Here is a 12,654-nt window from a genome sequence, read left to right as displayed (position 1 = left end):
CTACGCGCCACGCTGGCACGTAGAAGCACAAAACATTCCCAGTATACCCGTGCAACGGGCGCCTGTCCTACTCCTCGGTATGCGCCCCATCAAGCTCATAGAACTTGGTGGATGCCGGCAGGAACATCAGATCGACGTCACCGATCGGGCCCGAACGGTTCTTGGCCACGACGATACGCGTGACGCCCTCGTCAGGCCGATCGTCACGCGAGGCCTCGGCCTCATCGGCGGAGCGGTCCAAGAACATAACGATGTCGGCGTCCTGCTCGATGGAGCCCGATTCACGCAGGTCGGACAGCTGCGGGCGCTTGCCGGTACGGGATTCGACCTGACGCGAGAGCTGCGACAGCGCGATCAGCGGAATCTTGAGCTCCTTGGCCATGATCTTCAGACCACGCGACATCTCGGAGACCTCGACGGTACGGCTCTCGGAGCGACGTCCCGGCGGAGGGCTCACCAGCTGCAGGTAGTCCAGGATGATGATGGCCTTCTCCTTGTTGTGGAGCATGCGGCGGCTCTTGGCGCGGATCTCGGTTACTGTGGTGCCGGGCGTATCGTCAATCAGAATGTCGAGCTTAGATAAGGTCTGCGTGGCCTCGTTGATATTGGCCCACTGCTCGGGGCTAATGCGGCCCGTACGGAAGTCGCTGATCGAGATCATGGCGTAGGCGCAAATCAGGCGCTGGGCAATTTCCTTACCCGACATCTCCAGCGAAAAGAAGCCGACGGTATAGCCAGCAGCGGCGGCATTCAGCGCCAGGTTCAGAGCGAACGACGTCTTACCCACAGCAGGGCGGGCGCCGATAATGATGAGCTGGCCCTCGCGGAAACCCATAAGCATGCGGTCGAGCGACGGGAAGCCGGTGGGCACGCCCGCGGCCTGTCCACCGGCCTGGCACACTTCCTCGGCCTCGTTATAGGCCTCGACCATAAACTCGGTCAGCGTCTTGTAGCTCGACTTGACCTCGCGTGCCGTGACCTTGAGCAGCTTGCTCTCGGCCAGCTCCACGACCTCTTTAGTGTCGGTAGGGGCGTTATAGGCCAGCGCGTTGATCTCGTTGGTGGCGCCGATCAGCTCACGCAGCATCGAATCGCGGCGAACGATGGCGGCATGGTGCTGCCAGTTCACGAGCGACAGGGTCTGACCCATCAGCTCCAAAATGTAGGCCTCGCCGCCCACGGCATCAAGCTTGTTGATGCTGCGCAGGTAATCGATCAGCGAGATAGAGTCGATGGGAATGCGGCTGTTGTACATATCGACCATCGCGGTGTAGATGGTCTTGTGAATGGGCCGGTAGAAGTCATCGGGCTGCAGCTCGACCTGGGCTTCCTCGACCACCTCGGGCGATAGCAGCATAGCGGCCAGTACGTTGGCCTCTGCATCTTGGTTTTGGGGAAGACCCAACTTGGAGCCACGGTCCTCGACCGTCAGCCCCGTCTCCCTATCGTCGTATGCCATGAGCATCCTCATTCATATCGCTTGCGAGCATCCATAGTATCAGCCACGGTCCCAAAACGGGCCGCGCTCCGGCAATCATCACCGAACGAAACGGATGAACGGTCCCGCATTTGGGATTTCACCGCAACGCCTGCCATGGCGCTCGCTGAGCGTAGAAAACAAAAGGGCGCCCTGGTCTCCCAGAGCGCCCTTCTTAGAACAAGATTGTTGCGTTGCAGCAAATGCTACTCGGCAGCAGCCTCAGTCTCGACCTCGGCGGTCTCGGCCTCGGCGACCTCAGTGGCCTCCTCAGCCTCGGCAGCGAGCTCCTCGGCGGTAACGCCAACGAGAACGACAACCTCGGCCTTGATCTCGCGGTACAGCGAGATGGCAACGGTGTGGGCACCGGCAACCTTGATGGGCTTACCGAGCTCGACGCGCTTGCGGTCGATGTCCATACCGAGCTGAGCCTTGATGGCGTCAGCGATCATAGCGGCGGTAACGGAGCCAAAGAGGATGCCCTCGTCGCCGACCTTGACGTCAACGGTGACCGTCTTGCCCTCGAAGGCAGCCTTGGTCTCGTTGGCGGTAGCCAGACGGACGGCCTCGCGCTTGGCGATGTTGTTGCGACGCTCGTCAAGCTGCTTGAGGTTGCCCTTGGTGGCGGCAACAGCGAGCTTCTTGGGGAACAGGAAGTTCTCAGCGTAACCCTGAGCGACCTCTACGACGTCACCCTCGCCGCCCTTGCCCTTGATCTCATCGAGAAGAATAACCTTCATGATGCGTCTCCCTTCTTAGCCGCGGTCGCGGTTGCCACGAGAGGAAACCACGGGGACGGTGTACGGCAGGAGAGCCATCTCGCGGGCGCGCTTGATGGCGTTGGCGATGTCATGCTGATGCTGCGTGCAAGCGCCAGTGACGCGACGGGGCTTGATCTTGCCACGGTCGGTCATGTACTTACGGAGAAGCTGAGTGTCCTTATAGTCGATGAACTCAGTGTTCTCCTTGCAGAACTGGCAGTACTTACGACGCGGCTGACGTGCAGAAAAATCATTAGCCATGTCAAAATACCTTTCATTTGGCAACTTCGCAGAACCGAAGCCGCCTCTCACTCAAAAATAGGTGAACAGCCCTTAAAACGGGATGTCCTCATCGTAGACGTCGACCGCGGGCGGCGTAGCCACCGGTGCGGCAGGACGAGGTGCGGGCGCTGCAGGGGCCGCGGGGGCGTAGCCGCCCTGATCGTAGCCACCCTGGCCACCGCGGGAGCTCATAAACTCGATCTCATCGACGATGACCTCAAGCTTGCTCCGGCGCTGGCCGTCGCGCTCCCAAGAGCTGTAGCGCAGCTTGCCCTCGATCGCGACCTTGTTTCCCTTTGCCAGGAAACGGCTCACGGCCTCGGCGCGCGTGCCGAACATAGTGCAGTCGACAAAGTTGGGATAGTCCTCCCACTCGCCAGTCTGCGGGTTGCGGCGACGATCGTTCACGGCGACGCCAAAGGACAGAACCTGAGTTCCGCCAGCGGTGGCGCGCAGCTCGGGATCACGCGTGAGGTTACCGGTGATGTTCACTCGATTGATGCTCATAACTCACTACTTCCTCTTGGGGCACAAGCCCAGTCCAAAACGACAGTCTTACTCCTGGTCGTCGCGACGGACGATCATGTGGCGGACCACAGCGTCGGTGATGCGCAGGACGCGATCAAGCTCGGCGATCTGGGTAGGATCTGCGTGGAAGTTGATGAGGGTGTAGTCACCATCGGTGAGGTCGTTGATCTCGTAGGCGAGCTTGCGCTTGCCCCACTCGTCAACGGAGTCGACCTTGCCAGCGCCCTCAGCGATCGTGGTATCGATACGCTTCATAACAGCGAGACGAGTCTCGGGATCGAGCGACGGGTCAACAAAGAACAGCAGTTCATAAGCCTTCATATTGTCACCTCCTCTGGGCAAATGTGGCTTCAGGTCGTGAAGGTGCGCCTGAAGCAGGAAAAGACTTGGTAATAATATCTTTCAACCTCCCAGGCTGCAAGAATATGCAGCTACAACCTCATGACCTCCACATATGTCCATACTCACACGGCGCTTCATGCGTCTTCCAACCAAATGCCGACCAAATGCTTGACGGATCTGTGGACAAGATACGGCGCTGCGGGGACAAGTCGCACCAAGCCGCAGGTCAACGGGCACAACGCTGTGGTCGCGAAATGCATACCAGTGGCCCACAACGCCAACCAAAGATTTTTAAATTCATTGCCAAGTCGCTTATGAATACCCTTTTTTGAACAATTGAGGTGATCAACCACGCTGGTCGGAAGCCGTTTTTCGGAACCTCAAACCCCACTGCAGCGCCAAGCGCGGCCAAGCGTTTTAAAAAATGCCAACTTTTCTGTTTGCACTTTGCGATTCCTCGTGTATACTGACTTTCGCATTTAACGGAGAGTTGTCCGAGTGGCCGAAGGAGCACGATTGGAAATCGTGTAGGCGTCAAAAGCGTCTCCAGGGTTCAAATCCCTGACTCTCCGCCAGTTAATTCCAAAGCAGGCCTTCGAGCCTGCTTTGTTTTTACCCCACGCGGAGGGGTGGCAGAGTGGTTGAATGCGGCGGTCTCGAAAACCGTTTGGCCTGTATAAGGTCACGAGGGTTCGAATCCCTCCTCCTCCGCCATTTTGGTTGAGAAAGCTCCCAACAATGGGAGCTTTTTTTGTTATCGAAATACGTCTCGATCCCACGCTTCCCCAAACATGTACGTCACCCTCCAAAACCGACATTTTTCGACATCTTTGAAGGCTGACGTACACGTTTGGATTGAGCTCACGGGAGTGGCACTATTCGGAAGGTGCCTCTTCGTCTCGCATGCCTTTCCAGTTGCGGATAAGCGCCTTGCGTAGTTCGTTTTGCTCTCGCTGGTGCCCGGTGTCGGTACAGCGAGGCATGCCGAGTGCTTCGCGAACGTTGTTCATGGCGCGGTGAAAGGCGAGCTGGCTGTCGAACTGAGCCGAAGTGAGTGTAACGATTCGATATCCCATTTGGGAGAGAACGGCCTCTCGCTCCGCATCTGCTCCTTTGCGTTCGAACTCATCGTGAAAGCCGCCCTTATATTCGATACCGAGCTCCCTGCGCTTGTAGGTAACGAGCGCATCGATTTTGAGTGTTCGAGCTTTGGCGCAATGCCAGAGACGTTGAGGGATCTCGAGCGGTTTGTTGAGTTCGATACCTCGGATGCCAACGCCGCCTTCGCTTGTTGGGAGTGAGAGGGCGATTGCCGAAGCGGTCTCCATAGGCGAGGCCGAGCGATCGTAGATGTGCCTGAGCGCGAGCCGTGCACGCGTGGCACCGGGTTTGCCGGGATGCCGATCGAGCAGTTCGATTATTTCATCCTTGGAGGTGGTGGCTGGTTGCTCGGTATAAGGGTCGGCGGGATTGAGCCTCATGCGATAATCGCCGCAAACTTCATAGCCATATTCGAGATATTCGATCCTATTCATCCACTCGGCAGCGAGCACGAAGGTGAAGGCTTCGTCGGTGATGAAGACTCCGGGCGTCAACTCGTTAATATGCTCGTAGGGAAGATTTTGTCCAAGCATGTGGCAAATGACGCCTTTGGTGCGAATTCGCTCGAATTCGAATACAACCGAGATATCGATAGTCTTGAGCATATCGGACGGAATGCCGCAGTCGGTAAGCGCCTGTCGTATGCGTGCAACGCGTTGTTGGGTGGAGATGCCTTGTGCGCCTATCTGGTAGTCGTGCCGCGCAAGAGACTGAACCAAATTCTGGGGTGCATGATGGACAAGCCATGCGGTTTTATGCGAAATGAGAACAGGGGTATCCATTGGGGGCCTCTCGCTCTGAGCCGGTATCCAACTCTTATGTCCGTTGAAGTGGGGAAATATACCGGATGTGAGTAAATCAACTCATTCATGCTGTGGGCTCAATCCAAACATGTACGTCAGCCTCCAAAGATGCCGAAAAATGTCGTTTTTGGAGGCTGACGTACATGTTTTGGACCCCTGGCATTCCAGCAATGCCACGCCCGCGCCCAGTCCCTACCGTTTGCCGAGCAATAGGGTCGCCAGACCCGTCAACCATGTACTATGTACGGGCATTGTTCAAACCTACAACTCAAAGGACCCATCTTGCCCGTCGCCGCCGCTATGACCGTTACTTCACATGCTTCGGATGCCATGGTCGCTATCCCATTTTGGCTCGAGATGTTCGCCGTTGTCGCGGCATCGATCTCGGGCGTGCTGGTCGCGCGCGAGCACAAGCTCGATCTGGTGGGCGCGGTCGCGCTCGCAGTGGTCTGCGGTCTGGGCGGCGGTCTCTTGCGCGATATGACGCTCCAGGTCGGCAACGTGTATATCCTCAACCAACCAATGGCGTTACCGCTCTCCATCGCCACGGCGGCCATCATCTATATCTTCCCGGCAATCGTCGATAAGCCCGACAAGCTCATTCCCCTGCTCGACATCATCTCGGTCGGCATTTATGCGGCCACCGGCGCGGACAAGGCGCTGGTCTACGGCTTTGCGCCCGCCGTATGCATCATGATGGGCTTCTTCACCGCAGTGGGCGGCGGCATGCTGCGCGACGGCTTTATGGGCGTGGTGCCGGGCATTTTCCAACGCACTAACTTTTACGCCATCGCGGCCATCGCCGGATCGACAAGCTATGTAGGCCTCGTCATGAGCGGGCTCATGAGCAATGTCGCGGCGCTGGTCGTATGCGTCATCGTGACCATGGGGCTGCGTTGGCTATCGCTGCGCTTTGACATCAAAAGCCCCACCGAAGACGACATCGCACGCTTTTTGCACCGTAAAAAGTAGGTAGCACGGCCCAGCCCTTCGAAATGCAACCGGCAGGTTCTTTTAGAGCGCTTGCGCATTGGGTACCCTGTTAGATACCTGTCGAGTATCTAACGAAGGATTCACTATGCCTTACAACCAAGTACCGTCAACCCGGCGCCGCAAAGCGCGGAGTCACATCGCTATTCTATTCGCGCTGATTGCGCTCGCGCTCACCGCACTCCCCGCGGCATCGTTCGCCAGCACCGACACCGCGGGAAACGTGCTCGCAACCGAGGTTGACTCAACTCCGTCGGGTATCGAGGGCGATCTGTACTGGGCCGGCCAAAGCCTCAACCTAGACGATGCCTCCATCGGCCGCGATATTATCGCGGCGGGCGAGAGCCTGTCGATTCGCGACTGCACCGTAGGCGGCGCCGTTCGCCTGGCGGCGCGTACCATCGATATCGCCAAAACAGCAATCGATGGCAGCGTCACGGTGGCCGGCCAGCACGTCGTCCTCAACACCGGCAGTACTGCCAACTGTTTTTACGCGGCGGGCGAGACGGTCGCCCTGCGTGGCTCTGCCAAATCGGCGGCGCTCGCCGGCGACACCGTTACCATTGACGGCACCGTCGATGGCGATGTTGAGGTCTGGGCCGACAAGCTCATCCTGGGCAAAAACGCCCGCATCACCGGCACGGTGAACGCCCACGTCTCACAGGATCCCGAGCGGGCAGAGGGCGCTCAGGTCGGGGCTCTCAAGATCGACCGAACCGAAAACGAGGGCACCTCTACGGCCAACGACATTATCGGCGGCATCGTTGCCGCGGCGCTTTCTACCTGCTTTGTCGCCATCCTGCTTGAGCTTGTCTTTCCGCGCGCAACCGCCAGCGCCGCCGGCATGCTGCATCAGCGTCCCACGCCGCTGTGGGTAAGCGGTCTTCTGGGCACGGTCGCCGTCGTTCCCGCCGTCCTGTTGCTCATCATCTCGATTGCAGGCCTGTCGCTCGCCGGCGCCCTCATGTGCGGTATCATCGGCATCGCTCTGGTCTCGGCGGCATTTACGGGCACCGCGATCGCACGCATGGTCGGACACAACCAGAACCGCTACGCCATGGCCGCCGTGGGCGGTATCGTCGCGGGCGCACTCACGGCACTTCCTCTTATGGGCAACTTTGTCAGCGGTGTAGCCTTTGTCTTTATGCTCGGCTACGTCATCCAGATCATCTGGCGCAACGTCCACCTCAAGCCGCGACAGCCGGCTAACACGCCGGGACTCCCCACCGCCTAACCACCAACCACCACAAAGGGGACAGGCACCTTTGTGGTGGTGCAGGCCGTCTCAATCCACGTGCACCAAAAAGGGCGCCGACCATTGCGGTCGACGCCCTTTCATTTAAAGCTATGAAGCCCGGCGCTTATTTGTTGACCTGGCCGGCGCGGACAGCAGCCTTCTTGCGGTCGGTTGCGTTGAGCAGACGCTTGCGCAGGCGAATGTTCTTGGGAGTGATCTCGACCAGCTCGTCGTCGGCGATGTACTCCAGCGCCTCCTCCAGCGAGAAGACACGAGGCGGCACCAGCTGAACGGAGATGTCGGAGGTCGAGGAACGCTGGTTGCCCAGGTTCTTGGTACGGGCGATGTTGACGACCATGTCGCCAGCCTTGCTGCGCTCGCCCACGATCATGCCCTCGTAGCACTCGGTGCCCGGCTCAACGAAGAGCTGGCCGCGCTCCTGCAGCGTACCCAGAGCATAGGCAACGGCCTTCTCAGTGGTCATGGAGATCATGGCACCGTTCTGACGGTTGCCGATCTCGCCGGCGTAGGGACCGTACTCCAGGAAGGTGTGGTAGAACACGCCCTCGCCGTGGGTGACGTTCATGATGCGGTTCTTAAGGCCCATGATGCCACGCGTCGGGATCTTGAACTCGAGATGCGTCACGATGCCCGAGGTATCCATGCTCGTCATGATGCCACCGGAGGTGCCGAAGACCTCAACGACCTTGCCCGAGTACTCGTCCGGGCACTCGACGACGGCCTGCTCGACAGGCTCCAACTTGTTGCCGTTCTCGTCCTTCTTAAACAGAACGCGGGGACGGCCGACCTGGAACTCAAAGCCCTCGCGGCGCATGGACTCCATCAGAACGGACAGATGCAGGATGCCGCGGCCCGAGACCTCGACGCCGCTCTTGTCCTCGAGCTCCTCGATCTTCATGGTCACGTTGTTCTCGGCCTCGTTGAACAGGCGCTCCTTGAGCTGACGGGCACCCACGATGTCACCGTCACGGCCGACGAGCAGGGAGGTCGAAGCCTCAAAGACGATGGACAGGGTCGGCGGGTCGATCTCGATGGGCTCGAGCTCGACGGGGTTCTCGGGATCGGTGTAAACATCGCCGATATCGGTGCGCTCAATACCCACGACGGCGGCGATATCGCCGGCGCCAACTTCCTGGCACTCGGTGCGGCCCAGGTAGTCGAAGGTAAAGAGCTGCTTGACGGTAGCGGTGGCGCTGGAGCCGTCGTTCTTGACGACCAGAATCTGATCGCCCTGGTGAATGGTACCGGAGTACACGCGACCGATACCGATGCGGCCAACGAAGTTGGAGTGGTCGATGGTCACGCACTGCATGGCCAGCGGGGCGTTCTCGTCAACCTCGGGCGCGGGCATGTCGTCGATGATCATATCGAGCAGCGGATACATGTCCATGTTGCCGTCGTTGGGGTCAAGGCGGGCAAAGCCATTCATGGCACTGGCGTAGACCACGTGCTCCATGGCGAACTCAAGCTGGTCGTCGGTGGCGCCCAGGTCGGCCATGAGGTCCAGGCAGTCGTTGTAGGCCTTCTCGGGGTTGGCGCCCGGACGATCGATCTTGTTGATGACGATCATGATCTTAAGGCCGGTGTCGATAGCGTGACGCAGCACGAAGCGGGTCTGGGGCATGGGGCCCTCAAAGGCGTCGACCAGCAGCAGGGCGCCGTCAGCCATACGCAGCACGCGCTCGACCTCGCCGCCAAAGTCGGCGTGGCCCGGGGTGTCGATGACGTTGATCTTGACGTCCTTGTACTCGATAGAGATGTTCTTGGCGAGAATCGTAATGCCGCGCTCGCGCTCCTGGTCGTTGGAATCCAGGACGCGGTCCTCGACCTGCTGGTTGGCACGGAAGGCGTCCGTGGCACGCAGGAGCTTATCGACCATCGTCGTCTTGCCGTGGTCGACGTGGGCGATGATGGCGATGTTCCTCAGATTGTCTACGCGCATGTAGTTCCCCTATCTTCTATCCATATACAAACGGCACGCGTATGCGACCCGCCCAGCAATACAACGCTCAGCGGGAATATTGAGCCTTTTACCGAAAACTCGTTTATTTTAGCGATTTTAGATGAGAGGGGTTTCCTCGCCTGCAGGTTCAGGGTCGCTCCACATAAAACCATCGCCGGCGCCCATGCCCTCATACAGCACATATGCCGAAAAGCCGCTCTCGAGCGTGGTCTCAAAGAAGCTCACGAGCAGAGCGTCGTGATAGCCGCCGTCAATCTCAACACAACCGGTATAGCCGATGGCATAGCGAGAGATACGGCCCAGGCCCTCGTCCTTAAGGCCCATCTTGTGCTCGGAGATAAAGTTGGTGGCAGCCTCCAGGCATGCCTCCTCGCCATCCTCGTCGAGCGCGGCAAGATAACGGTTGGAAGTGGCGTCCTCAATTGCCACAACCACGCCAGGGTTTTCGCCTGCGGCCAGGTCGTCCAAGAAGGCGCCAATCAGATCGCACACCATGGCGTCGAGCTCGGCGGAGACGTTACCGGCGTCCTGCATATCCTGTGCCATCTTTAGACCTTCCCATCGAGTCCGGAGTCGTTACAGTTCCTGTGCCTCGGCGGCGATCTTGGCGGCAGCGTCGCGGGCGCGCATCATATCCATCGCGCGCTTGTCGAGCACCTTGATCTGACTGGTCAGCATTACCGCGTCGACCACGCCCCAGATCACCAGGCCCGTAGAGATCGAAAACCCAAGCGCACCAACTGTACCACGAAGGCGCGAGCAGATTGCCGCGACAAGGGCGGAGATGACGACCATCTTGATAAACGAGCCGCGGCGCTCGCGAAGCGTGCGGGCCTGCGTCACATAGGCAATGCGAGCCGCCTCAGATGCTTCCGAGCGCATCTGGGCTTCACGCGCGATGGCGGACGCCTCGGCCGACATGCCGCCGGCCATCAACGAACGCTCCGCAACCTGGACGCCCCGCATTTAGAAGTCATCGGGGGAGAGCGTATGGACGAACTCGTCGAACTTCTCGAACTCCTGCTCGTCGTCAACTTCCTCGGCGTGGGTAGAAACAGTGCCCAGGCGATTCATGATGTCGTCCTCTACAAACATGGGAGCATTGCTGCGCACGGCAAGGGCGATGGCATCGCTGGGGCGGGCATCGATCTTACGCTCCTCGCCATCGGCCAGTACGACAATCGTCGCGTAAAACACCGGCGGCTCGGCGCGGACGATCTCGATGCGCTCGAGTTTGGCGCCCAGGGCGCCAACAGTATCGAGCAGCAGGTCATGGGTAATCGGGCGCTCGGCGCGGCCGCTATCGATGCCGCGGCTGATGGCAGCAGCTTCAAACGAACCAGTCTGAATGGAAAGGGAACGCAGCGGCGCGGGCGAGTCCGATTTGCTGCAGCGCTCGCGAAGCACGATAAGCGATGGCACGGGACCGGCGGCCATGACGATGGTCTCTATGTCGACACGAACCATGGAACACCTCCGGTACGTAGTGGTTAACACGCGGCAGCCCGCCGCATTGAATAGCTATACTACCCAAACTTTCGCACGGCACACAAAATCAAAGTAGTTAATTTGGGACGGGGCCTTTTTGACTACTTTCAGTAAGTAAGAAAAAAGCCCCGAGGCAATGCCCCAGGGCTCTTCACGGTTTTGATGGTGGACCTGACAAGATTCGAACTTGTGACCTCCCGGTTATCAGCCGGACGCTCTAACCAACTGAGCTACAGGTCCATCATGGTGGAGGTTAGGGGGATCGAACCCCTGACCTCAGGCTTGCAAAGCCCGCGCTCTCCCAGCTGAGCTAAACCCCCACGGAGACAGTAATAAACACCCCAGCGGCGACTCGGCTCTCGCTGGGGTGTTTATTGCGAAAGAAAGTGGTGGACCTGACAAGATTCGAACTTGTGACCTCCCGGTTATCAGCCGGACGCTCTAACCAACTGAGCTACAGGTCCATCGCGGGGATTAATATAGCCCAGAGGTCGGTGGCGCGTCAACAACTTTTTTACAAATTTGTTTTGAAAAATGAGGCGGTACACGAATGAGCCAATACTCCAAGCTATAAAGACGCAGGTAACAGCCGTGATGTAGCCTGAGGCATCCAGAAACAAATCGAGCTTGTCGAAGTGACGACCAGGCACATACAGCTTGTGATACTGGTCGGCAAACGACGCCGCCGCGCAGGCCAGGATAGTCAGGACGTACATGAGCCACGTTCTCCATATATGAATGTGGCCTCGACGGCTGCGACGGTGCGCCCATCCAGACATCCAGGCGAGCACGTTGAGGGCTATCACTCCGCCCAAAATGGCAAATTCGACCACGTGCGCCTGCTCCATATATTCTATAAAAAATATCAGGATCACACATCGTTTCTTCTAGCCGTTCAAAGGTATCCTGCTCTCGATGAGCCAGCGATATGATCCCATAGACCATATATGCGGAGACGAAGAACAAGACACTGAACACAAGGAGCAATATAGAATGCAGTTTGCTTTTTCTGGCTTATAGGACAAATAGTGTGTCCCGACAGAACGCCAGTTCCCATCCATTAATCCAGCCAGAACGGGTACGGATCCCTATGGTGAAGGTCCTCCCACACCGCCCTGTCGCTCGACCCAGAGCTCGGCCTGGCGCAGCGTCTCGATGCCCATGAGGTCGCGCGCGATGGCGTAGAGCTCGCGCCCCGCTTGGAGCTTTGGCCGCGTCGTCGTGTAGCGCTTGGCCTGCGAGAAGGCATGGAAGGTGCACCTTTGGACCCTGGTTGTTGATGTTCACTAAGAAGTGGCCCGAGTGATCACTGGGAAATAAGCACCGTGAGCACGAAAAATTGAGCAGTTTAATCAAAACCACCCCTAAAAGGGGTGGTTTGCTCTTAGGGTATAACCCTTGGATTTCCGGCACGCGTCTAAAGGCGCCGGCCCTCACGGGGTTCGGGCCGCACTGCAGGTTGACCCGTGACGGGCCGGTCAAACCGGCGCTATTTGCGCCCCGGCCCCCTATCGAAGGGGTCCTCGTACTCCTTGACGCTCAGCCGGTCGAGCGCGATGTCGGCCTTCTCCTGCTCCCGGATGTACTTCGCGATCGTGGCCTCGTTCAGGCCGACGGTGGACACGTAGTAGCCCTCCGCCCAGAACTTCCTGTTGCCGAAC

The 12,654-nt window shown here is 58.7% G+C and carries 13 protein-coding genes, 5 tRNA genes and 2 pseudogenes; 4 read left to right on the top strand and 16 right to left on the bottom strand.

Annotated elements, in window-relative coordinates; all coding sequences use genetic code 11:
* Positions 1-67: 67 nt before the first annotated feature.
* From dnaB to rpsF, 5 genes are all read right to left on the bottom strand, one after another.
* The gene (gene dnaB / locus DW029_RS00370) at positions 68-1,465 is read right to left on the bottom strand and encodes a replicative DNA helicase (RefSeq protein WP_118344983.1); all 1,398 of its coding nucleotides are present in this window, start codon (positions 1,463-1,465) and stop codon (positions 68-70) included.
* Positions 1,466-1,683: 218 nt separating this feature from the next.
* On the bottom strand, positions 1,684-2,217 hold the full coding sequence (gene rplI / locus DW029_RS00365; RefSeq protein WP_118344982.1) for a 50S ribosomal protein L9: 534 nt from the start codon (positions 2,215-2,217) through the stop codon (positions 1,684-1,686).
* 15 nt (positions 2,218-2,232) lie between these two features.
* Positions 2,233-2,499, bottom strand: coding sequence for a 30S ribosomal protein S18 (gene rpsR, locus DW029_RS00360; RefSeq protein ID WP_006235829.1), 267 nt, complete (start codon positions 2,497-2,499; stop codon positions 2,233-2,235).
* Positions 2,500-2,571: 72 nt separating this feature from the next.
* Complete coding sequence (locus DW029_RS00355; protein ID WP_117773648.1) at positions 2,572-3,027, bottom strand: single-stranded DNA-binding protein; 456 nt, start codon at positions 3,025-3,027, stop codon at positions 2,572-2,574.
* 48 nt (positions 3,028-3,075) lie between these two features.
* Positions 3,076-3,369, bottom strand: a complete 294-nt coding sequence (rpsF, locus tag DW029_RS00350; RefSeq protein ID WP_006235831.1) for a 30S ribosomal protein S6 — start codon at positions 3,367-3,369, stop codon at positions 3,076-3,078.
* A gap of 505 nt (positions 3,370-3,874) precedes the next feature.
* On the opposite strand from rpsF, the gene DW029_RS00345 reads away from it, so the two are divergent.
* Positions 3,875-3,965: transfer RNA gene (locus DW029_RS00345), tRNA-Ser, on the top strand.
* A gap of 48 nt (positions 3,966-4,013) precedes the next feature.
* Positions 4,014-4,104: transfer RNA gene (locus tag DW029_RS00340), tRNA-Ser, on the top strand.
* A gap of 161 nt (positions 4,105-4,265) precedes the next feature.
* Here the strand turns inward: DW029_RS00340 and DW029_RS00335 are convergent.
* On the bottom strand, positions 4,266-5,273 hold the full coding sequence (locus tag DW029_RS00335; RefSeq protein WP_117743357.1) for a hypothetical protein: 1,008 nt from the start codon (positions 5,271-5,273) through the stop codon (positions 4,266-4,268).
* A 303-nt stretch (positions 5,274-5,576) separates the two neighbouring features.
* On the opposite strand from DW029_RS00335, the gene DW029_RS00330 reads away from it, so the two are divergent.
* Together DW029_RS00330 and DW029_RS00325 are read left to right on the top strand one after the other, a co-directional pair.
* The gene (locus tag DW029_RS00330; protein ID WP_233543749.1) at positions 5,577-6,266 is read left to right on the top strand and encodes a trimeric intracellular cation channel family protein; all 690 of its coding nucleotides are present in this window, start codon (positions 5,577-5,579) and stop codon (positions 6,264-6,266) included.
* A gap of 106 nt (positions 6,267-6,372) precedes the next feature.
* On the top strand, positions 6,373-7,518 hold the full coding sequence (locus DW029_RS00325; RefSeq protein ID WP_118344980.1) for a polymer-forming cytoskeletal protein: 1,146 nt from the start codon (positions 6,373-6,375) through the stop codon (positions 7,516-7,518).
* 127 nt (positions 7,519-7,645) lie between these two features.
* Here the strand turns inward: DW029_RS00325 and typA are convergent, their stop codons facing one another.
* From typA to DW029_RS11595, 10 genes and pseudogenes are all read right to left on the bottom strand, one after another.
* Positions 7,646-9,484 carry a translational GTPase TypA gene (gene typA, locus DW029_RS00320; RefSeq protein WP_118344979.1) on the bottom strand — a complete coding sequence of 613 codons (1,839 nt, stop codon included), beginning with the start codon at positions 9,482-9,484 and terminating at the stop codon, positions 7,646-7,648.
* Positions 9,485-9,601: 117 nt separating this feature from the next.
* Positions 9,602-10,051 carry a hypothetical protein gene (locus DW029_RS00315; RefSeq protein ID WP_118344978.1) on the bottom strand — a complete coding sequence of 150 codons (450 nt, stop codon included), beginning with the start codon at positions 10,049-10,051 and terminating at the stop codon, positions 9,602-9,604.
* A 30-nt stretch (positions 10,052-10,081) separates the two neighbouring features.
* Positions 10,082-10,438, bottom strand: a complete 357-nt coding sequence (locus DW029_RS00310; RefSeq protein ID WP_158572573.1) for a hypothetical protein — start codon at positions 10,436-10,438, stop codon at positions 10,082-10,084.
* A gap of 33 nt (positions 10,439-10,471) precedes the next feature.
* On the bottom strand, positions 10,472-10,972 hold the full coding sequence (locus DW029_RS00305; protein ID WP_118098345.1) for a bifunctional nuclease family protein: 501 nt from the start codon (positions 10,970-10,972) through the stop codon (positions 10,472-10,474).
* 184 nt (positions 10,973-11,156) lie between these two features.
* A tRNA-Ile gene (locus DW029_RS00300) sits at positions 11,157-11,233 on the bottom strand.
* Between the two features lie 4 nt (positions 11,234-11,237).
* Positions 11,238-11,313, bottom strand: a tRNA-Ala gene (locus DW029_RS00295).
* Between the two features lie 67 nt (positions 11,314-11,380).
* Positions 11,381-11,457 (bottom strand) — tRNA-Ile (locus tag DW029_RS00290).
* On the bottom strand, positions 11,422-11,868 hold the full coding sequence (locus DW029_RS00285) for a VanZ family protein (protein WP_233543748.1): 447 nt from the start codon (positions 11,866-11,868) through the stop codon (positions 11,422-11,424). Before DW029_RS00285 ends, DW029_RS00290 begins: the two co-directional genes overlap by 36 nt.
* A gap of 249 nt (positions 11,869-12,117) precedes the next feature.
* Positions 12,118-12,267, bottom strand: a pseudogene (locus DW029_RS11600) (IS256 family transposase); the annotation flags it as partial.
* 215 nt (positions 12,268-12,482) lie between these two features.
* A pseudogene (locus DW029_RS11595) lies at positions 12,483-12,629 on the bottom strand (IS200/IS605 family transposase); the annotation flags it as partial.
* Positions 12,630-12,654 lie beyond the last annotated feature (25 nt).

The organism is Collinsella sp. AF38-3AC, from assembly GCF_003474365.1.
Lineage (GTDB): Bacteria > Actinomycetota > Coriobacteriia > Coriobacteriales > Coriobacteriaceae > Collinsella.
The sequence above is the reverse complement of the archived record's forward strand: the minus strand, read 5'-3'. Positions and strand labels throughout refer to the sequence as shown.

Coding starts and splice junctions, on each gene's coding strand:
- dnaB (WP_118344983.1), bottom strand. CDS start 1,465: ATGCTCATGGCATACGACGATAGGGAGACGGGGCTGACGGTCGAGGAC.
- rplI (WP_118344982.1), bottom strand. CDS start 2,217: ATGAAGGTTATTCTTCTCGATGAGATCAAGGGCAAGGGCGGCGAGGGT.
- rpsR (WP_006235829.1), bottom strand. CDS start 2,499: ATGGCTAATGATTTTTCTGCACGTCAGCCGCGTCGTAAGTACTGCCAG.
- DW029_RS00355 (WP_117773648.1), bottom strand. CDS start 3,027: ATGAGCATCAATCGAGTGAACATCACCGGTAACCTCACGCGTGATCCC.
- rpsF (WP_006235831.1), bottom strand. CDS start 3,369: ATGAAGGCTTATGAACTGCTGTTCTTTGTTGACCCGTCGCTCGATCCC.
- DW029_RS00335 (WP_117743357.1), bottom strand. CDS start 5,273: ATGGATACCCCTGTTCTCATTTCGCATAAAACCGCATGGCTTGTCCAT.
- DW029_RS00325 (WP_118344980.1), top strand. CDS start 6,373: ATGCCTTACAACCAAGTACCGTCAACCCGGCGCCGCAAAGCGCGGAGT.
- typA (WP_118344979.1), bottom strand. CDS start 9,484: ATGCGCGTAGACAATCTGAGGAACATCGCCATCATCGCCCACGTCGAC.
- DW029_RS00315 (WP_118344978.1), bottom strand. CDS start 10,051: ATGGCACAGGATATGCAGGACGCCGGTAACGTCTCCGCCGAGCTCGAC.
- DW029_RS00310 (WP_158572573.1), bottom strand. CDS start 10,438: ATGGCCGGCGGCATGTCGGCCGAGGCGTCCGCCATCGCGCGTGAAGCC.
- DW029_RS00305 (WP_118098345.1), bottom strand. CDS start 10,972: ATGGTTCGTGTCGACATAGAGACCATCGTCATGGCCGCCGGTCCCGTG.